The organism is Gleimia coleocanis DSM 15436, assembly GCF_000159015.1.
Classification (GTDB): Bacteria; Actinomycetota; Actinomycetes; order Actinomycetales; family Actinomycetaceae; genus Gleimia; species Gleimia coleocanis.
In genome coordinates this window covers 1-18794 of sequence record NZ_DS999544.1, presented here as the reverse complement: position 1 = coordinate 18794, position 18794 = coordinate 1, and the positions used below count along the sequence as shown (strand labels likewise).

The following is an 18794-nucleotide window of genomic DNA, read 5'->3' as shown; positions in this document are numbered from 1 at the left end:
TATTTTATGCCAGTACCTGCTTTAGCCATTCGATTTGCTTGAGGAAGTGGTGGTAGGTGCCGCCCTCGTGCCCGTTAAATGGGTAGAGGACCATTTCAGCTTCCCCCTGGTATTCGTTGAATGCGCCAAAGGTGGTGGATGGTGGTACGCAGTCGTCCATAAGTGCCACGCTGAAAAGGGCTTTCGCGTGGGAGTGGCGGGCAAAGTTTACGCCGTCCACGTACGCGAGATTCCCGAGGGCGGTGTTTACACGTTCCGGATATGACATGAGGTAGCGGCGTAGTTCTCGATAAGGGGGAACGTCGATGAGGGTCGCTCCGCGGTGGTAGTCGCATAGCCATGCTACGTCTGGCAGAATCGCTTTCACTTGTGGGTGGAGTGTGCCTGCTGTGAGTGCCAGACCGCCTCCTTGGCTGATGCCAGTTAGTACGACCTTTTTAGGATCAATGCAGGGTAGTTCTAGTACTTCGTCGATGGCTCGTACCGCATCGGCAATTAGGCGACGGTAGTAGAGGGTTTCAGGGTTTTCAATACCGTTCGTTAAGTGTCCTAATGCTGCTGGTGAAGTGGGGTGTGGGTCGAATGTATCGCCTCCTACGCCCCAATCACCACCTTGTCCACGGGTATCCATGTGGAAGTGGACGTATCCTGCGGATGGCCACTTAATTTGGTGTCCGGCTTTGCCTCGTCCACCTCCGTAGCCGATGTATTCAACGACTACTGGCAGGTTATGTGCTTTCATGAAATCTTTTGGGCCGCTGAGCCAGGCTTTTATTTCGTCTCCGTTGAAGCCGCTAAAAGTCACGTCGTAGAAGTCTAGTTGTGGGAAGGGGGTTTCTACTTTTTCGAGGCGCAGTGGTTGCGCTTGTTCGCGTGCTTTTGTTAGGGTGTCATTCCAGAATTCTAGGAAGTCTGCGGGTTCTTTTACGTCCGAACGGTACTGGTAGAGTTCTGCGGGGGTTAAATCTGTGTAAGCCATATTTTCAGTCTACCTGGTTCACGTTCTTTCACATGAGCAATCGCTTTTTCGTATTGGTATCTGTTTACCGTTTACGTTTACCAATACGAAAACTTAGGTTTTCATGTGCGTAAACGTAAAGAGTCGGGTGTTTTAGAAACATCCCGACTCTTTACCTATTTTTCCGAGGGCGTCCTTATTAACTCCTCATTTTAGTTAGTACTCAGATGGCGTCAGCGAACCAACGAGTAATCGTCGTTGGGTGCGTAATCGCCGTGCCCACACAAGCAGCGTGGATTGGGCGTTCAAATACCTGACGAACATGCTCAACCGTGTGAATACGACCTTCCACTACGATTGGCTTAGTGATTCGTTCACAAACCTGGTCGATCAACTCAAAGTCGGGACCAGCGGTCTTAGGACGATCACCGGTGTAACCTGCCAGAGTGGTGCCAATCAGGTCAGCGCCAGCGTCTTCTGCGCGCAAAGCGTCTTCTAAGGAACCACAGTCAGCCATTACGGCTACGCCTGGGAACTCATCGTGAATAGCTTTGCATGCGGAAGCGAAGCTACCAGAGAGGCGTTCACGACCAGTTGCGTCGATTGCCACGATAGACGCTCCTGCCATTGCGCAAGCGCGAGCATGCGCTTCAGAAGGAGTGATGTAAACGCCGTCGTGACCGTACTTAATCAAGCCTAAGACCGGCACGGTAACAGCCTGACGGGCTGCTGCAATATCCACCACGCCTTGAACGCGAACAGCTACTGCTCCACCTTCAACTACTGCCTGGCACATGCGAGCAGTAACTTCTGGGGTGCGCAGTGGCTCACCTGGGTAAGCCTGGCATGAAACAATCAGGCCTTTAGAAGCGGCGATAATGCCGTCAATGGTGATATCTACTTGATCTGCCATGATTTTCCTTAATTTCTTAATCTTTTAGCCCGCGCGCTTAGCCACGTGCGCGAAAGCTAGCTGTGCTGCGCCAGCCTGTGGAGCTGCTCCACCCAGAGAAGCTACTACCATTGGTACTTTCTTCAACGCTGGCATGAGCTGTTCACCGTAGGCGCTAACCAGAGCATTCCAGTACAGTTCATTTTCTGCATTAGCGATACCGCCCCCCAAAATCACGATTTCTGGGTCAAAACAGTTCACTAAGCCAGCAATGATTTCACCGGTTGCGGTGGCAGCGTCAGTAATGGTCTGCATGCAGATTTCGTTACCAGCAGTTGCTTGGGCTACCAGGTCGTAACCGTCAGTTACGGTTGCTCCGCGGTGGTTTGCGAGGCGTACCATGCCGGGTCCGGAAGCGATTGCCTCAAGGTGGCCATCAACTCCACAAGAGCATTCGAAGCCCCGCCCTACGGAAGTTACCAGGTGTCCAACGTGTCCTGCCAAGCCAGCTGCGCCGCGCACGATTTCCCCATCGACGATGAAAGCTCCGCCAATCCCCGTGCCTACTGCGACCATGAGAACTGACTTGTGGCCTTTTCCGGCTCCCAGCCAGGCTTCGCCACGGGCGTGTGCGTGCACGTCATTTTCAATGATGGTGGTCAGACCGGTTTCGGCTTCCACAATGTCAGCAAGCTGCGTGCCCGTCCATCCGGGGATGGCTTCGGTAGCTGAAGCGATGAAGCGTCCGCTCGGGTCGATTACGCCAGCACTTCCAATTCCGCAGGCGACGGGTGCGTATCCCAGTTCCTGCGCTTTTTCATTCACGAGGGCGACAATTTTAGCTACTGCTTTAGCTACATCGTTACCGCCGATACGGGGTGTGGGGCAAGTCCACTGGGCGTGGTCTTTGTGGTTAGCTACGACGTTGCCGTCGCTATCAACCAGGGCACCGGCAATTTTGGTGCCACCAATGTCGATTGCGACGGCAACAGTGAGGTGATTGCTCACAGCAGACCAGCCTGCTTCAGAACTTCTGCGATTCCAGCGATTTCTTCTTCATTCAGAGTGCGTACTGGTTCTGGCATGCGGTTGGATTCGAATACGCCCAGTGCCTTGAGAGCGCCCTTGAATGCGCCTACGCCAGCGCCGTAGCCCTGGATGCCCTGTGGTACGAATACGATGCGCATCAGGTCAGACAGGCGATCCTGTTCCTTGCGTACGGTTTCCCAGTCGCCTTCCTGGAATGCACGCCACTGGCGAACGTAGCCAGCTGGGTCAATGTTACCCAGGCCTGGAACACAGCCGTCAGCACCGGACATGTATGCACCGTCTACGACTACTTCGTGGCCGGTGAGGATGGTCAGTGGGTGGCCAGCACGTTCGTTGTCCTGGCAGAGGAAACGGAAAGATACGTCGTCGCCGGAAGAGTCCTTAACACCTGCAAGTACGCCGTCTACGCCCAGGCGGATCAGCATGTTGCGGTCTAGCTTGGTGTGTACGCAAACTGGGATGTCGTATGCGAACAGTGGCAAGTCAACTGCTTCGTGGATGAGGCGGAAGTGGCGTTCGATTTCTGCCTGGCCCTGCAGTGCGTAGAAAGGTGCGGTGGCTACCAGTGCGTCTGCACCGAGTTCCTTAGCTACCTTTGCGTGTTCGATTACGCGAGCAGTTTCGGTGTCGATGATACCTACCAGTACTGGTACGCGACCGGCTGCGATTTCGACTGCTGCAGAGATGATTTCGCGGCGGCGAGCGTCGGTGGAGAATACTACTTCACCGGAGGAGCCTAGTACGAACAGGCCGTCTACGCCTGCGTCAACCATGCGGTTGATGTTGTTTGCGAAGGATGCGTAGTCGAACTCGCCTTCTGCGGTGAGAGCGGTTACTACTGGTGGGACGACGCCACGGAACTTGTTAGTCATTTAAATCTCCAGATTTTGGTTGTGAATCTCAGAATTCTTGTACGAGGGATGGCACTGCAGAAAGCAGCATCTTGGTGTACGGATCCTGCGGAGTGTGGAAGATATCGTACGTTGGCTGTTCTTCAACAACAGAGCCCTTGTACATAACCGCGATCTTGTCGGAGATGTAGCGGACGGTGTTGATGTCGTGGGAGATGAATACCAGACCCAGACCCAGCTGTGCCTTTAGGTCGGTCAGCAGGTTCAGTACCTGTGCGCGCACGGATACGTCGAGTGCTGAGGTTGGTTCATCCGCGATGATTACGTCTGGTTCCAGTACCAGCGCACGTGCGATTGCGACACGCTGACGCTGACCACCGGAAATCTGACGTGGGAGTACTTCGAGGGCGGACTGTGGCAGACCTACCAGGGCGAGAAGTTCCTTAACGCGTGCCAGGCGGGATTCTGCGTTACCGATGCCGTGGACCTTAAGTGGGTCGATGAGGGCGTCGCGCACAATCATACGTGGGTTCAGCGCGGTGGCTGGGTCCTGGAAGACGACGGAGATGGAGCGGCCCATTTCCATACGTGACTTTGCGTCAAACTTCGCTGGGTTGCCTTTGAAAAGAACTTCACCGGAGGTTGGCTTCTGTAGGCCGACCATTACGCGTGCGGTGGTGGACTTACCACAACCGGATTCACCTACGATACCCAGGGTTTCGCCGCGGGAAACGGTGAGGGAGACATCGTTTACTGCGTGTACCTTGTCTGGGCGGAAGAGTTTGCCGGTACGGGAGGTGTGAATTACGTGTACGTTACGTAGTTCGATTACTGGAGCTTCAGTGCTCATTTGCCTGCCTCCTCGGTCATATGGTTGTTGAGTTTAGCCAGGGCATCTTCACGGTCAGGGTGCTGTCCGTAGACGTGTTCGGTGCCTGGGATGTGTACCATTTCGGAACGGGTATCCAGACCAACGGTTGGCTGGGAGGAACGTGGTGCGAAACGGTCACCGACAACGAATTCGCGTGGGGATGGCACGGTACCTGGAACCTGGTGCAGACGTCCTGCACCGGATTCGATGGAGAGAACTGCACCGAGCAGCCCCTGGGTGTATTCGTGTACTGGCTGACCCAGAAGTTCCTGAGTGCGACCCTGTTCTACTACCTGACCCGCGTACATTACGGTGATGCGGTGAGATACAGAAGCAACTAGTGCCAGGTCGTGGCTTACGAAGACCATTGCGAAGCCAAGCTTTTCACGGAGTTCGTTGAGCAGGTCGATAACCTGCTTCTGAACGGTTACGTCCAGTGCGGTGGTTGGTTCGTCAGCGATGATCAGGGATGGGTCGCGGGTGAGTGCCATTGCGATTAGAACACGCTGACGCTGACCGCCGGAAAGTTCGTGTGGGTAGGACTTCAGAGTACGTACTGGGTCCAGACCTACCAGTTCCAGCAGTTCTTCTGCGGTACGGGTGCCACCACGCTTGGTGAGCTGAGCCATCTGGGAGCGGATCAGCATGGATGGGTTCAGGGAGGAGAGTGCGTCCTGGTAGATCATGGACAGTTTGTGTCCACGCAGGGCATTGTGTTCCTTAGGATCCATACCGACCAGGTTCTTTCCTTCGAAGAGGATTTCACCTTCGATCTTGGCGGTTTCTGGAAGCAGACCCATGATTGCCATGGAGGTAATGGACTTACCACAACCGGATTCACCTACCAAACCCATGGTTTCGCCTGGACGTACGGAGAAGGAGACGTTGTCGACGATGCGAACGTCACCGTGTGCTGCTGGGAAGGAGATGGAAAGGTTCTTTACCTCCAGCAGTGGTGCCTGTGTGGCCTGTTCTGCAGAGAGGACCAGGCGGTCACCGCGGTGGGATTCGGATACTACCAGTGCGTCGAGGCGTTCGCGTAGGGTTGCTTCCTGAGAGAGGTGTGCTTCAACCATTTCCTGGTTGCGTGCTTCGAGTTCTTCAGGGGTGAGGGCGCCCTTCTTGGTGTTTACGCGAGCGCGTGGAGCTGCCAGTGCGTCGGTCAGGCCTTCAGCTAGAACGTTGAGGGACAGGGTGGTGATGAGGATCATCAGACCTGGGAAGAGGGTTGGCCACCAGTAACCGGAATTTACCAGTGCCTTACCGTCTGCCAGGATGTTACCCCAGGATGGTTCTGGTGGCTGCACGCCTGCCTGGATGAAGGATAGGGATGCTTCCAATACGATTGCGTCTGCTACCAGAACGGTTGCGAACACCATGATTGGAGCAATACAGTTACGAGCTACGTGCTTGAAGAGGATCCAAGAGGTGCGTGCGCCCATAACGCGGGAGGCTGCTACGTAGTCTTCACCGAACTGTGCCAGCACGTTTGCGCGGACGATACGGGATAGCTGTGGAACGTAGAGGAAGCCGATGGAGAAGACGATAACGCCGATTGACTTGCCAAGGGATGCAACGAATACGGCTACCAGTGCGATACCTGGGAAGGACATGATGATGTCCAGGATACGCATCAGAACTTCAGAGACTGCTTTGTGTGCGGTTGCTGCGATGGAACCGAGGACTGCTGCTACTGCCAGTGCCATGGCAGTGGAGAGCAGACCGATTACCAGGGAGTAGCGTGCACCGTACATTACGCGGGCGAAGATGTCGCGACCGGTTGCGTCGGTGCCGAACCAGAAGACAGAGTTTGGTGCAACTACTGGGCTGGTTGCTTCCGATGCGGCTGCTTTACCAACGATGGCTTCTTCGAATGGCAGGGAGGTTGCCAGTGGGGAAAACTGGGAGATTACTGGTGCGAAGACTGCCAGGAATACTACTACTAGCAGTGCGCCCACAGCGATGCGGGAGCCAAGAGGCATGCGGGACTTATTGAATTTCAGTCCTGGTACGCTAAGACGTTCAGTTAGTTTACGACGCATTATCAGACGCTCCTAATGCGTGGGTTGACCAGTACGTAAAGCATGTCAACGATGATGTTAATGATGATGAAGGCGAGTGCCACGGTGAGGGTTACGCCCTGTACCAGGAAGACGTCGTTACGGGTAACGCCGTCGAGGATCAGCTGACCCATTGCCTGGATGTTGAAGATGATTTCAATGATGACTGCACCACCCATCAGGTAGCCGACGCGCAGGCCGATTACGGTGATTGGGGTGATGAGGGCGTTACGCAAAACGTTACGTCCAATAACTACGTGCTTTGGAATACCAGCGCCGATTGCGGTACGTACGTAGTCCTTGTCGAGTTCTTCAACCATTGCGGTACGAACTACACGGGTGAGGGAGCCAGCCACTGGCACTGCCAATGCGAATGCTGGCAGAGCGATATTATTTAGGTAGGTTGCTGGATCTTCAAAGAATGGTACCCATTCACCAACCAGGGCTGGGAAGGTACCGGTACCACCTGGTACGGTACCGAATGCCTGAATCAGCAGGATTGCGAGCCAGAAGGATGGGGTTGCCAACGCTGCGATAGAGAATACACGGATTAGCTGATCTGGCCAGCGATCGCGGTAGAGTGCCGCGATAACGCCAAATACGAAGGAGATAACCAGTGCAATGCCAAGACCGATGAAGGTCAGCTGCAGGGTGATTGGGAAGGCGTTTGCCACGATGGTGGTTACTGCGGTGTTACCCTTTGAGGTTCCCAAGTCAAATGCGGTGATCAGACCGTAGAGGAAGTAACCGTAACGAACCAACAGCGGGTCGTTCAGGCCATGTTCTACACGGTACTGTTCGAGTGCTTCCAGTGATGCGGATTCACCAAGTGCCAGCTGCGCTGGATCTGCTGGTGAGAATGACATTACGAAGAAGACTAGGAAAGTTACACCTAATACCATGATTGGTAGGGCAACTAGTCGTCTTCCAATAAGACGGATGAGGTTTGACACGCTGCGTTACTCCCTTGCACTTGCTGCGCTTATTCCCAACTAGATTGTCGGGATCTGATGTTACATTCGTGTTAAATGTCGATTTTAGTGAAGACTGTGGGGGCCGGATTTAATGATCCGACCCCCACATTTCTTCAATAGTTGGAGGCTTTATTAAGCCTGCACTGATTTATCAGGCCTTGGTGGTTGCTACGTCCACGAAGGAAAGACCGGTCAGTGAGATTGGCTTGAATCCTGGCAGGGATGCTGCATCCCATGCGGATGGGCTCTTGCGGTGGAACAGTGGGTACAGTGGTACTTCTTCAGAGATTACGTCGAAGATTTCGTGCCATGCCTTCAGCTGTTCATCGCCGGTAGTCTGTGCAGCAGCAGACATCAGGGACTGTACCTTGGTGTAGGATTCGGTACCCTTCCAGTGCATACGGGTATCGGTCCAGATGTCACCGCCGTACCACCAGCTCAGTAGCAGGTCAGCGTCGTCACCGAATACGGATGGGTCGCCAGGTGCTACTACGATATCCCAGTCAGCAGACTGACCGATGGTGTTGTACAGGTCAGAAGACTTGAATTCGGTGAACTCTACCTGCAGACCTGCTGCTTCCAAAGATTCCTTCAGAATTGGGGTGCAGAGCTTTACCCAGTCATGGTTGGTAACCAGCATACGTACCTTGGTTAGACCGGTTTCAGCAAAGGTCTTCTTTGCCTTTTCTGCATCCAGGGTGTAAACGTTCTTTGCCTTCTTGTATGCACGGTGGTTTTCCTGTACGAAACAGGTTGCTGGAGTTGCTTGGTTCAGCAGAGCGGTCTTTACAACCTTTTCCATGTCCAGTGCGTACAGTGCTGCTTGACGGTTCTTAACGTCCTTCATTGGGGAGTTATCGCCGTTGTTGAACATCATGAACAGCAAGCCGAAGCCCTGTACGGATTCAACAGAAGCGGAGCCCTTAACCTGATCGATGGACAGGTATGGAACGGAGTCGATTGCCTGAACATCTTTAGAGGTGATCGCGTTGGTGCGGGTTGCTGCGTCTGGCAGAATCTTCCATTCCATCTTGTCAGCGTTTGCTGGCTTTGGACCGTTGTAGTCAGCGAACTTTTCAAAGACTACCTTTGCGGATGCTGCGCCATTATCAGTCATCTTGAATGGGCCGGTACCTACTGGGTTAGCGTCGAATGCCTTTGGATCGGCTTCAACTACTGCCTTTGGTACAACCTTAACTACAGACAAGCGTTCCTTTACCAGGGAGAATGGGTACTTTAGCTTCAGGGTAACGGTCTTGTCGTCCTTCTTGGTTACGGATTCCAAGAAGCCAAGGAAGGAAGCGTACAGGGACTTGTTTTCTGGGTTCAAAACGCGTTCGAAGGAGAATACTACATCTTCTACAGTTACGTCAGCACCGTTGTGGAACTTTGCACCGTCACGTAGGGTTACTTCGTAGGTAGTGTCATCTACCTTAACTGGTTCTGCATCCTTAGACAGCGCTGCGTAGCAAGTGCGGTCTTCGGTTGGCATGATTTCGAAGAGGCCTTCGAGGGTGTGCCAGTTAGCTGCAATGGTTAGTGCAGAAGTGGTGGTCATTGGGTCGTAACCGTTTGTACCCAATTCGTAAGAGATACCAGCGGTGATGGTGCCACCCTTTGGTAGTTCTTCAGCTGGCTTTTCTGCTGCCTTGCCCTTTTCTTCTGCCTTGTTTCCACATGCTGCCAAAGTAGCTGCAATGCCCGCTGCTGCGGTGATGGTGCCAGCCAGTTTCAAGAATCCACGGCGGTCGGTGGTTCCGATTGATTTCGTCATTGAAGTCTCCTATTTTAAGGTCGGACGTCTGATGTCTATTTAATACGACAGTGTCCAGTGTACTATATGTGAGTACACCCAACAACATCAATTATGGTACCTGCCCGTATTTTATTAAACTTCAAATAGATAACAATTCGACTACTAAATTTTGAAAGACAAAGATGTCTAGCCTGAAAACTACCATCACTGAGCTAAAAAACTTGATTTTACAGCGCCATTTACAGCCCGGAGATGCTATCCCAACCGAATCTGAGCTCTGTGAAATCTTAAATGTTTCTCGATCATCAGTTCGTGAAGCAGTCCGCACCTTAACTGCTTTAGACATTCTTGATGTACGACATGGACGGGGAACTTTCGTAGGTCAGATGTCTTTACAGCCCCTGGTGGACGCTTTAGTTTTCCGAGCCGCGATGTCAGCAACGGACGATCTAAAAACCCTTAGAGAAATCGTTGAGATTCGTCGTTCTATTGACAAGAACGCCGGTCCGGAGCTTATCTCAAGCTTCAAAAATACTTCTAATCCAGAATTGAAAAAACTGGTTGAAAAAATGGTTTCCTATGCTGCGACAGGTCGAGATATTTCAGCCTTCGACCAGGAATTTCACAATTCTTTAGCTCGCCGCATAGACAACACCATGCAAGCCCAGTTTATTGAGGCGTTTTGGAAAATTCATTCAGTAATTAACCCGCTTTTAGAAATTTCCACTCCTGATAACTTAGAAGTTACTGCGCAGGCACACGGAGATATTCTCACCGCCCTCGAAAAAGGAGATTTAGAGGAATATATCGCTGCGGTAAATAAGCATTACCAACCCATTTTAGATAATCTGGAACGCACGAATCGCAACTTACAAGAAAAGCTTTAAACCCTATTAAACAAGCGCAAATTCGACTTCCACTTCCACAGAAGCGTTCAACGGCAAAGCTGCTACCCCCACGGCAGAGCGGATGTGCTGGTCGCCAAAAATTTCTCCTAGAATTTCCGAAGCACCGTTCACAACTGCTGGTTGCGCATAAAAATCAGGTTCGGAAGCCACAAAGCCAGTAACCTTCAACACGCCTCCCAGCTTATCTACACCACCAGCTACTGCTGCCGCTGCAGCCACCGCATTCAAGGCACATTGACGAGCCGCGGCATAACCATCCTCAACGGAAACTACCCCTAAACGACCGGTTGCAATCAGTTCTCCGGCCCGCATAGGTAACTGACCGGACGTGCGCACAGTATTACCAATAACTCGCGCCGGAACATAGGCTGCAACTGGGGGCACAACTTCAGGAAGCTCAATACCTAACTCAACTAGGCGTTCACTAACTAGCATTTCCAACTCCTTTTTTGTTCTGGTTTACAGCTCTATCTTAACCATTTCTTGAGTTTGTGGATCTTTAAACTCAAGTCTGCATGCTTCTAAATGCAATTCTTGATAACCAGCGGGCACTTTTTCGAGCCCAAATGGTGCAGCGTTGAAACCGCCATAGAGTGGATCTCCCACCAGGGGAGCTCCTAAGCTAGCAAAGTGTAGTCGAATCTGGTGGGTTTTACCAGTTTGCGGTTGCACTTCGTACTCAACAAACTGTTGTCCCTCTATGGTGACAGTTTTTACTGGTCGCAGGTAAGTGACGGCATTTATTTTTCCGAAGGCATGTTGCGCTCCCGGGTCGCCTGGGCGTTTTTCAATCCGGCTTTCGATTTTTACCCAGCCGGGTTGTTCTTCTGGGTCTACGGTGATTTTTACCAGCGCAGAGCTTTTGATGTAGTTAAAGTCAATGGCTTTCGCGGTGGCTCGGTAGGTTTTCGTAACCTGCCGATTTTGGAAGAGGTCTTGGTACATGCCTCGCAGTTCGGGGCGTTCGGTAAAAAGTAGTAGCCCGGAGGTGGCGCGGTCGAGGCGGTGTGCGGGGGTGAGGTCTGCATTTCCTTCTTGGCGACGTAGCGCAATGGTGGCAGTTCGCACGATGTAGGATCCACGCGGAGTGCTGGCTATATCTTTCGGCTTGTTTATGACGAGCCAACCGTTTCCGCGGTGAACGATTGGAATGTGAATGTGTTCTGCGATTTCGTCGGTGGCGGGTCGGTAAATATAGATGGGGTTTTCGAGGGCGGTGGCTGGGGTGTCCCAGGTTTGCGGATTCCCCCACCAGTCAACTACTTCTCCGATTTCAAAGTATTTGCGTAGTTCTTCTGGGTCGATAGTGGGAACGTTTTTAATAATCCAGTCCCCAAGGCTGCCTTTGAGGGCACGTGCTTCTTTACTGTTTATGCGTTTTCCTAGGCGTACGGGGTGCAGTCCGTCGCGGGCAGGCAGTTTCGGAGGGCGGATTTTCTGGCGACTTTTTTCCTGCATTACTCCTCCTTGTTTCCACCTCACATATGGCAACAGCGGTTGCCATATGAGTTTTTGTTTTGGTGGAACAAAACTCATATGCGAACGCGCTTTCTCATGTGATTTTAGCAGTATTACCGGGTGTTGTTATTTGCGTTTCGTTTCCCTCTCCAGTAAATTGAAACTGATAATCATTCTCAATAAATGGAGAGTTTACCGTGCTGCTCCCAACCTTAAAACAAACCCTAACTTCACTGACCGCAATTTCATTCCTTGCAACTACCCTCGGAATCAGTAGTTACACAATCTCCGCGAGCGCTTCCGAAAACCCAACAAACCGCATAATAAACCAGCAAGGGCACGTAGATTCACCAAAAATCTTCTGGGATCAACAGGCACAAAACTTTACCTTAAAAGCCAAAGGTGACACACTTGACCCACTTCACCACACTATTAACTACCTAGATAAAGTGGTATCCCGCTCCACTCAAGAGTTTTACTACACTATTCCCTCTGACCCACGCCAAGCATTCCTCGGGAAAGTTGGAACACAGGTATTCTGGGCACCCAACACTGTAGTTCCACGTTCCAAGCAACTCTGGATTGGTTTTGGTGCTGACACAGAGATCCCGATAGAAGCATTCCGCGACCAATCATTCACACTTGACTTAGTAGGTTTTTCTGGCCCTGGACGCATGGACCTGTTTGTATCCACACTAGACCCTGCTTTCATGCTAGAAAATCCGGTTACGCGCTTACTTTCCAGCCATGAACCTGGATTACGTTCCACCTGGATTAAGCCTGGTCTACATACCCACAATCACACTACTTTCAGTCAGCCAGGTCGCTACGAAGTCACCTACCGCGCTTCCGCACGAGACAAACAGGGACGCCTGGTAGCCTCAGCCCCCAAACCGTTTACTGGCAAGTCGGTGGCATTAATCCAGAAAACTCTGACCCCATCAACCTAGCGACTGCCTACAACAATGCGCCAGCCACTACCGACTCCACAGACTTCTCTCCAACTTTCACAGTTAAACCCGCTGCGGACACCAGTGACTATGCAGAAGCTAAACTTAGCGAGTTACGCTTCACCACAGGTGATGCTAAAGATTCCGGTACCGCCGTTTTCTTCATTAACGGTCATTACCTCACGGAAACTCCAGTTTCTAAGGGACAGGCAAAATGGCAAGAACTCTTAGGTGCTGACCCAGCAAATCTGCAAGTAGTATTCATTCCTGCGCACGGCACCCCAAGCCCACGTTGGGTTTCCACCCCAGTGTCTTACGCGCAGGGGCAGGCTGAATTTTCTACCCAGACCACCGGAACCTATCCGGTTCCTCAAGTCGATTCCACTCTGCCGGCTTTTGACTTCAATGACCGCGTGATTACCGATAAGCAGGTGACTGTTAGCGTTGCCGCGACGGACTCTCACTACACTCTTAACGTCAGCCCGGCACAAGCATATTTGCCACTACACGTTTCGGGTGGCTTCTATGCTGACCCTGCTGACGAGTACCCCACCTGCGAAGTAAACTTCATTTCTTTCCCAGGAGTGCGTTCATTTAACTTCTCTACCGATGACTGTTATGACATTACTACGCTGAAACTAAAGGTAGTTCCGGATTCACGTTCTCCCTACGGCGGCGCGGAACTAACAGTTAATACTCCAGCTACAGGTGAATCTGCGACTCATCCCCTGCAGCTTACCGACACACCTTTCGTTTCTGGAGCTACTAATTCTGACGACGCTGAAGAAGAAACTCCAACTGTTCCAGCTGACCCGCAAACTCCAGGCAGCACTGATGGTTCTGCAGAAACTGATACCCCAGAGGTAACGCCCTCGGAACCTGCCGTGTTGAAACTAATCCAGGATAAGGTGACGATTTCTGATGGTCATTTAGATATTGGTCCACATTTTAGTGGGGATAAACTGGTGATTGCAGTTAAGGATGATTCTCGTCAACACGCTACTAGTACGGTTTTGCGTGACCCTGCGGCTGTTTCTATTGCGGTTCCGGATGCCGCTCAGGTGAAGCGTAGCTCGCGTATTTTTGGCGATAAGTCCTTTGATTTTTTAGGCGAAGAGAGCACTCCCCTGTTTGTTTTAGGGGCAACTCAGCAGGCGGGCCGCGCGTGGCCAGGTTTTTCAACTGAGGATTTTGATTACCAGCGTTTCCCCGCGGGAGTTGATTTAGAGCTTTCCGCGTTGGAAACTCCTGCGGGCGCAAACTGGTGGGGTTTCACTTCTGCTCCTTTGGGGGGCTTAGGGGAAGTTGTTTTTGATTCTCAGAAGCCTCTGGTTCTTAAGAACCCGCAGCGTACGCACATGCATTTGCATTGGGCTTTTACAACTCCGGGCACGTATCGTCTGCAGGTTCGCGCGGTGGTTCCAGAATCCCAGCCGGTTGGTTTCTTCCGTTCTGTTGCGCATTCTTTGGGGTTGTCTGCTCCGCTTGTGTCTGAGCCTGCTACGCTGACTTTTGTGGTGGGCAAGCCGGGCGAGGTTTCTACTGATCAGGTTACGCCTTTGATTCCACAGGTTGGTTCTGATTCCGCTTCGGGTGACGCTGCAGAGTCTGCTGATTCTTTGGTTGGGAATACTGTTCCCGAGGGCGGTTCTGTTACCTCACCTACCCCGGAGCGTAACACTCCTGGGTTAGTTTCTGAGCAGCCTCAGTCTCCGGCGGAGCGTAACACGCCACCTTCTCTTCCTAATACTGGTGTGAGCGGTTTAGCGTGGATGATTTTCGTGGCTGGTTCGCTATTTTTATTGGGTGCTTTGCTTTTGCCGGGTGGCTCTTTGCGATTCTTGAGGGCGGGCAGCAAAACCACCCAAAAGTAAAATTAAAGTAAAAGGTATTTATTTAGTTCTCAAAGTGTGGAATATTCATAAGGATTTTTGCACATAACTAACTAAGAGTGTAGTTTCACTATCACGTATTAATTCCCAAACTTCAGAAGGAGCGTGATAATGAGCGACATTCAAGCAGAACTGAACTCTGCACCTAACCACCCAGAAGGAAGCAACCTGAAGCGTCGCTTAAGCGCACGCCACCTCAACATGATTGCCATCGGAGGGGCTATCGGCACTGGATTGCTGGTAGCCTCCGGTGGCTCCATCTCCCAAGCCGGACCCGGAGGCGCCCTCGTCGCCTACGCCACTATCGGCGTCATGGTTTACCTACTCATGCAATCCCTGGGCGAAATGTCCACCTGGCTGCCAGCATCAGGCTCATTTGAAACCTGGGCAAGCCGCTGGGTATCTCCCTCTTTCGGCTTTGCTTCTGGCTGGAACTACTGGTTTAACTGGGCAATCACACTCGCCGCAGAACTCGTTGCCGTAGCTATCGTGATGCGCTACTGGTTTCCATCAGTACCAGCATTCATCTGGTCGGGGCTATTCCTCCTAATTCTTTTCGCAATCAACGCTTTCACAGTACTCGGTTTCGGGGAAACCGAATTCTGGTTTGCCTCCATTAAGGTAGTAACCGTTATTGTCTTCCTTGCCACTGGCGTGCTCATGATTTTCGGCATCCTGGCGGGACCCTCCCCTGGTTTTTCAAATTGGACCAGCGGTGAAGCTCCTTTCGTAAACGGCTGGTTCGGCACTTTCTCAATCATGATGATTGCCGGTTTCTCTTTCCAAGGCACAGAGCTTTTAGCGGTTGCCGCCGGCGAAGCTAAGAACCCTGAGGTAAGTATCCCTCGTGCTGTGCGCACCGTATTCTTCCGCATCACGCTATTCTACATCGGAGCAATCGCTGTTATCGGCTTCCTCTTTGCCATATACCGACCCGCACCTTTTGGCAGTCGAAATCGAAGAAGTGAGCGTTTCCCCTTTCACGCTCATCTTTGAAAAGGCGGGCATTCTTGGTGCCGCCTCCGTAATGAACGCAGTAATTCTTACCGCGATTCTTTCCGCTGGCAACTCTGGCCTTTATGCCTCTTCACGCATGCTTTACTCCATGGCAGTCTCTGGTAAAGCACCAAAGATTTTCGCCAAAGTAAATAGCCGTGGCGTACCTATGCCAGCTTTACTCGCTACTACTGCAATTGGCGGATTCGCTTTCCTAACTTCCCTAATTGGTGACGGCACTGCTTACGTTTGGCTAATCACGGTATCCGGTTTAGCGGGGTTCATTGTTTGGGCTGGTATTGCATGGAGCCACTACCGCTTCCGTCGCGCTTTTAAACTACAGGGACACGACGTGTCTGAACTGCCGTTTAGGTCTAAACTCTATCCGTTAGGTCCAATCGTCGCCCTCGTAATGGTTCTGGTGGTAATCGCCGGACAGAACCTGGAAGTCTGGCAGGGGCGCGCCGACTGGCTCACTGTTTTCTCTACTTACGTGGGTTTGTTAGCGTTCCTGGCTCTTTGGGTGGGCCATAAGCTCATCACTAAGTCTCCGGGCGTGAAACTAACTGATGCGGATCTTTCCCGCACTATCGACTGACAGCTTCCCATTAATCACATATGATTTTCATATGAGTACCAACGGTTACAGCACTGATCAATCGCAAACTTTCAGCACTTTGTCCGCTGATTGCGTGCCAGTTTTAGTGATTACTCCTCCAAAAGACCAGCTAATTGTGCTTCCACCTGAGGAAGACTAAGGAATTTCGGGCTTTTTAGTCCCCTGACTCACCGGCGTGCACAGGCGTGCAGTTGTTTTCCAGAAAACTGTTAGCCTTGCACGCCGGTCTGTCCATTCACAGTCAACTGAATTGGATTGCCCAAAGGTCCCAGACCGCGTACTAATTGAAGTATCAAACGATAAGCACAACGGTCCGTGCGGAAGCACAGATCGAGGGCTCCCGCATCATCAACGGATTGAGATATTGAGGAGCAAACATGATTATCACCCCGATTACTTCTTCTGAAAACTCTATGGAAATGTTCTACGCCCGCGTTTTTGCTTTCGCCCTGGCGGTTTCCTTTGTTTTCATCCTCAGCGGCGTTTTCACCGCTTCTTCCTCTGTCGCAATGGGTGGTTTGATTGCTGCTTTCGTACTGGCAACCGGTTTCGTAACCTACCAGGTACGCGCCACTTTGGGCATTACCCGCTGAACTTAAACTTAGATAGCAAATCCCCCGTAGTTTTTCTACGGGGGATTAGTTTATTACAGTTACAGTTGCGCGTGTTCCTGGAATGGAATCTGATGCTTTGGCAGGTCTGCTGCAGCTTTACGTACGGCTTTTTGTACTGCGTGGACTACGCGGTCATCGAATACACCTGGAATGATGTAGTGGCTGGACAGTTCCGCTTCACTGATTACTTCAGCAATAGCAACTGCGGTGACGCGCAGGATTTCCGTAGTGATGGTGGTTGCGTGGGCGTCTAAGAGCCCACGGAATAGCCCGGGGAACGCCAATACGTTATTGATTTGGTTCGGGAAGTCTGAGCGGCCAGTTGCTACGACAGTTGCGTACTTGGCAGCGGCGATTGGATCAACTTCGGGAGTTGGGTTTGCCAGAGCGAACACGATTGCGTCATCTGCCATGGTGGCGATGTCTGCTGCGGTGAGAATATTCCCCTGGGAGACGCCAATGAATACGTCAGCATCTTTTAGACCACTCTTGAGGTCACCATGCACTAGGCGTGGGTTGGTGATTTCGGCGAGTTCTTTTCGTGCTGGGTTCATGCCTTCGGTTTCGTCTGCGGCGAGTGCGCCGGTGCGCCCGTATCCGACAATATCTTTCGCCCCCTGTGCGAGCAGCAGTTTAATGATTGCTGTGCCGGCAGCACCAACGCCAGAGACGACAATGCGAACGTCCTCGATCCGCTTATTTACGACTTTAAGGGCGTTCATGAGGGCGGCCAGTACAACTACTGCGGTTCCGTGCTGGTCGTCGTGGAATACTGGAATATCTAGTTCTGCTTTCAGGCGCGCTTCAATTTCAAAGCAACGTGGAGCAGAGATGTCTTCGAGGTTGATGCCGCCGTATCCTGGGGCGATAGCTTTGACGATGTTGACGATTTCGTCTACGTCTTTGGTTGCTAATACTACTGGCCAGGCGTCTACGTTGCCGAACTGTTTGAAGAGGGCTGCTTTACCTTCCATTACCGGCAGGGCAGCTTCTGGGCCGATATCACCTAAGCCCAGCACTGCGGTACCGTCTGAGACGACTGCGACGGTGTTTGCGCGTTGGGTGAAGTAGAAGGACTTCGCTGGGTTGTCGTGGATTGCGGTACATACGCGGGCAACGCCGGGGGTGTAGACGCGCGAGAGGTCTGCGCGGTTACGGATTGGCGTCTTTGGTTCGACTGAGAGTTTACCGCCTACGTGCGCCAGGAAGGTCGCATCTTGCACGGATACAACCGTTACACCGTGTAGTTCTTGCAGTAGTTCGAGGATTTCACGACGATGTGCAGAGTCTTTAGTGTTACAGGTGAGGTCGAAGCTGAGTTCGCCGTTGTCTGAGTCGATTACGTCCAGACCGGTAATGGAGGCTTCGGTGCCGGTGACTACGTTTACTACGTCGGCTAGTTTGGCTTGGGTTTCATCTACTTCTACGCGGTAGGTTGCTGAGTATTGTGGTGATACGCGCATGCTTACTCCTTAATATCTTTAGTCTTATTTTACTCTTCTTTGACGTAAATCCTGCATGCGCTTATCTGCTCCCCTATTCCAGAGTGTGAAAACTTTGCTACACTAGCACACAGAAGGATGTGTTTATATGTATTTTTAAAGAAAATACCGAAGGAAATTACTATGTGTCGTCCAGTTCAATGTAAGATTTGTGGCAAGACTACGTGGGCAGGCTGCGGCCAGCATGTTGCCCAGGTGAAGCGTGGTGTTCCCCGTAGCGAGTGGTGCGATAAGCAGCATACGCCGGAAGAAATTAAGGCTGCTCAGGGTCCGGGCTTGTTCGCGCGGATTGCTTCCCTTTTCAAGTCCTAATATGATCGCCCTCGGATTTTTCCGAGGGCGGTTCATTTCATGTAGACAGAGATTTAATCTCACACTGTGTAACACTACCCCCTGCGTGGGAGTTCGTGTTGGCGTGTGTTTTGTGTGTTTGTTGTTTGTTT

General features: G+C 51.8%; 17 protein-coding genes and 1 pseudogene. 7 read left to right on the top strand and 11 right to left on the bottom strand.

Features of this window, described 5'->3' with window-relative positions:
* Positions 1-4: 4 nt before the first annotated feature.
* The 8 genes from HMPREF0044_RS04385 to HMPREF0044_RS04350 all read right to left on the bottom strand — a co-directional run bounded on the left by HMPREF0044_RS04385 (position 5) and on the right by HMPREF0044_RS04350 (position 9430).
* The gene (locus tag HMPREF0044_RS04385; RefSeq protein WP_006546911.1) at positions 5-979 is read right to left on the bottom strand and encodes an acetylxylan esterase; all 975 of its coding nucleotides are present in this window, start codon (positions 977-979) and stop codon (positions 5-7) included.
* A gap of 202 nt (positions 980-1181) precedes the next feature.
* Entirely contained in the window at positions 1182-1871 is a 690-nt protein-coding gene (locus tag HMPREF0044_RS04380; protein WP_006546910.1) for an N-acetylmannosamine-6-phosphate 2-epimerase, read from the bottom strand.
* A gap of 24 nt (positions 1872-1895) precedes the next feature.
* Positions 1896-2858, bottom strand: coding sequence for an ROK family protein (locus HMPREF0044_RS04375; RefSeq protein WP_006546909.1), 963 nt, complete (start codon positions 2856-2858; stop codon positions 1896-1898).
* Positions 2855-3772: a dihydrodipicolinate synthase family protein gene (locus HMPREF0044_RS04370; RefSeq protein ID WP_006546908.1), complete on the bottom strand. Its 918-nt coding sequence runs from the start codon at positions 3770-3772 to the stop codon at positions 2855-2857. The genes HMPREF0044_RS04375 and HMPREF0044_RS04370 overlap by 4 nt, the downstream gene beginning before the upstream one ends.
* Positions 3773-3800: 28 nt before the next feature.
* Positions 3801-4601, bottom strand: a complete 801-nt coding sequence (locus HMPREF0044_RS04365; protein WP_006546907.1) for an ABC transporter ATP-binding protein — start codon at positions 4599-4601, stop codon at positions 3801-3803.
* The gene (locus HMPREF0044_RS04360) at positions 4598-6667 is read right to left on the bottom strand and encodes a dipeptide/oligopeptide/nickel ABC transporter permease/ATP-binding protein (RefSeq protein WP_040312966.1); all 2070 of its coding nucleotides are present in this window, start codon (positions 6665-6667) and stop codon (positions 4598-4600) included. Before HMPREF0044_RS04360 ends, HMPREF0044_RS04365 begins: the two co-directional genes overlap by 4 nt.
* Positions 6667-7635: an ABC transporter permease gene (locus tag HMPREF0044_RS04355; RefSeq protein WP_040312964.1), complete on the bottom strand. Its 969-nt coding sequence runs from the start codon at positions 7633-7635 to the stop codon at positions 6667-6669. Before HMPREF0044_RS04355 ends, HMPREF0044_RS04360 begins: the two co-directional genes overlap by 1 nt.
* Before the next feature lie 172 nt (positions 7636-7807).
* Positions 7808-9430 (bottom strand): ABC transporter substrate-binding protein, encoded by a 1623-nt coding sequence (locus HMPREF0044_RS04350; RefSeq protein ID WP_006546904.1) that lies wholly within the window; start codon positions 9428-9430, stop codon positions 7808-7810.
* Between the two features lie 164 nt (positions 9431-9594).
* Between HMPREF0044_RS04350 and HMPREF0044_RS04345 the strand changes: the two genes are divergently transcribed.
* Positions 9595-10299 (top strand): FadR/GntR family transcriptional regulator, encoded by a 705-nt coding sequence (locus tag HMPREF0044_RS04345; protein WP_006546903.1) that lies wholly within the window; start codon positions 9595-9597, stop codon positions 10297-10299.
* 6 nt (positions 10300-10305) lie between these two features.
* On the opposite strand, the gene HMPREF0044_RS04340 is transcribed toward HMPREF0044_RS04345, so the two are convergent.
* Positions 10306-10755 carry a RidA family protein gene (locus HMPREF0044_RS04340; RefSeq protein ID WP_006546902.1) on the bottom strand — a complete coding sequence of 150 codons (450 nt, stop codon included), beginning with the start codon at positions 10753-10755 and terminating at the stop codon, positions 10306-10308.
* Positions 10756-10779: 24 nt separating this feature from the next.
* Complete coding sequence (locus HMPREF0044_RS04335; protein WP_050754356.1) at positions 10780-11778, bottom strand: pseudouridine synthase; 999 nt, start codon at positions 11776-11778, stop codon at positions 10780-10782.
* A gap of 197 nt (positions 11779-11975) precedes the next feature.
* Between HMPREF0044_RS04335 and HMPREF0044_RS04330 the strand changes: the two genes are divergently transcribed.
* From HMPREF0044_RS04330 to HMPREF0044_RS04315, 5 genes and pseudogenes are all read left to right on the top strand, one after another.
* Positions 11976-12728, top strand: a complete 753-nt coding sequence (locus HMPREF0044_RS04330; protein WP_006546900.1) for a choice-of-anchor M domain-containing protein — start codon at positions 11976-11978, stop codon at positions 12726-12728.
* 308 nt (positions 12729-13036) lie between these two features.
* A complete protein-coding gene (locus HMPREF0044_RS04325; protein WP_006546899.1) occupies positions 13037-14602 on the top strand; it encodes a choice-of-anchor M domain-containing protein in 1566 nt (521 codons plus the stop codon).
* Positions 14603-14731: 129 nt separating this feature from the next.
* A pseudogene (locus HMPREF0044_RS04320) lies at positions 14732-16214 on the top strand (amino acid permease).
* A 31-nt stretch (positions 16215-16245) separates the two neighbouring features.
* Positions 16246-16374: a hypothetical protein gene (locus HMPREF0044_RS08365; RefSeq protein ID WP_006546896.1), complete on the top strand. Its 129-nt coding sequence runs from the start codon at positions 16246-16248 to the stop codon at positions 16372-16374.
* Positions 16375-16612: 238 nt separating this feature from the next.
* Positions 16613-16828: a hypothetical protein gene (locus tag HMPREF0044_RS04315; RefSeq protein WP_006546895.1), complete on the top strand. Its 216-nt coding sequence runs from the start codon at positions 16613-16615 to the stop codon at positions 16826-16828.
* Positions 16829-16887: 59 nt separating this feature from the next.
* Here HMPREF0044_RS04315 and HMPREF0044_RS04310 read toward each other — a convergent pair whose 3' ends face one another.
* Complete coding sequence (locus tag HMPREF0044_RS04310; protein WP_006546894.1) at positions 16888-18312, bottom strand: NAD-dependent malic enzyme; 1425 nt, start codon at positions 18310-18312, stop codon at positions 16888-16890.
* Positions 18313-18474: 162 nt separating this feature from the next.
* On the opposite strand from HMPREF0044_RS04310, the gene HMPREF0044_RS04305 reads away from it, so the two are divergent.
* On the top strand, positions 18475-18663 hold the full coding sequence (locus HMPREF0044_RS04305; RefSeq protein ID WP_040312962.1) for a hypothetical protein: 189 nt from the start codon (positions 18475-18477) through the stop codon (positions 18661-18663).
* Positions 18664-18794: the final 131 nt, after the last annotated feature.

What these genes read in the sequence shown, in the direction of transcription:
- HMPREF0044_RS04385 (WP_006546911.1), bottom strand. Translation starts at nt 979, where the DNA reads ATGGCTTACACAGATTTAACCCCCGCAGAACTCTACCAGTACCGTTCG.
- HMPREF0044_RS04380 (WP_006546910.1), bottom strand. Translation starts at nt 1,871, where the DNA reads ATGGCAGATCAAGTAGATATCACCATTGACGGCATTATCGCCGCTTCT.
- HMPREF0044_RS04370 (WP_006546908.1), bottom strand. Translation starts at nt 3,772, where the DNA reads ATGACTAACAAGTTCCGTGGCGTCGTCCCACCAGTAGTAACCGCTCTC.
- HMPREF0044_RS04365 (WP_006546907.1), bottom strand. Translation starts at nt 4,601, where the DNA reads ATGAGCACTGAAGCTCCAGTAATCGAACTACGTAACGTACACGTAATT.
- HMPREF0044_RS04350 (WP_006546904.1), bottom strand. Translation starts at nt 9,430, where the DNA reads ATGACGAAATCAATCGGAACCACCGACCGCCGTGGATTCTTGAAACTG.
- HMPREF0044_RS04345 (WP_006546903.1), top strand. Translation starts at nt 9,595, where the DNA reads ATGTCTAGCCTGAAAACTACCATCACTGAGCTAAAAAACTTGATTTTA.
- HMPREF0044_RS04340 (WP_006546902.1), bottom strand. Translation starts at nt 10,755, where the DNA reads ATGCTAGTTAGTGAACGCCTAGTTGAGTTAGGTATTGAGCTTCCTGAA.
- HMPREF0044_RS04335 (WP_050754356.1), bottom strand. Translation starts at nt 11,778, where the DNA reads ATGCAGGAAAAAAGTCGCCAGAAAATCCGCCCTCCGAAACTGCCTGCC.
- HMPREF0044_RS08365 (WP_006546896.1), top strand. Translation starts at nt 16,246, where the DNA reads ATGAGTACCAACGGTTACAGCACTGATCAATCGCAAACTTTCAGCACT.
- HMPREF0044_RS04315 (WP_006546895.1), top strand. Translation starts at nt 16,613, where the DNA reads ATGATTATCACCCCGATTACTTCTTCTGAAAACTCTATGGAAATGTTC.
- HMPREF0044_RS04310 (WP_006546894.1), bottom strand. Translation starts at nt 18,312, where the DNA reads ATGCGCGTATCACCACAATACTCAGCAACCTACCGCGTAGAAGTAGAT.
- HMPREF0044_RS04305 (WP_040312962.1), top strand. Translation starts at nt 18,475, where the DNA reads ATGTGTCGTCCAGTTCAATGTAAGATTTGTGGCAAGACTACGTGGGCA.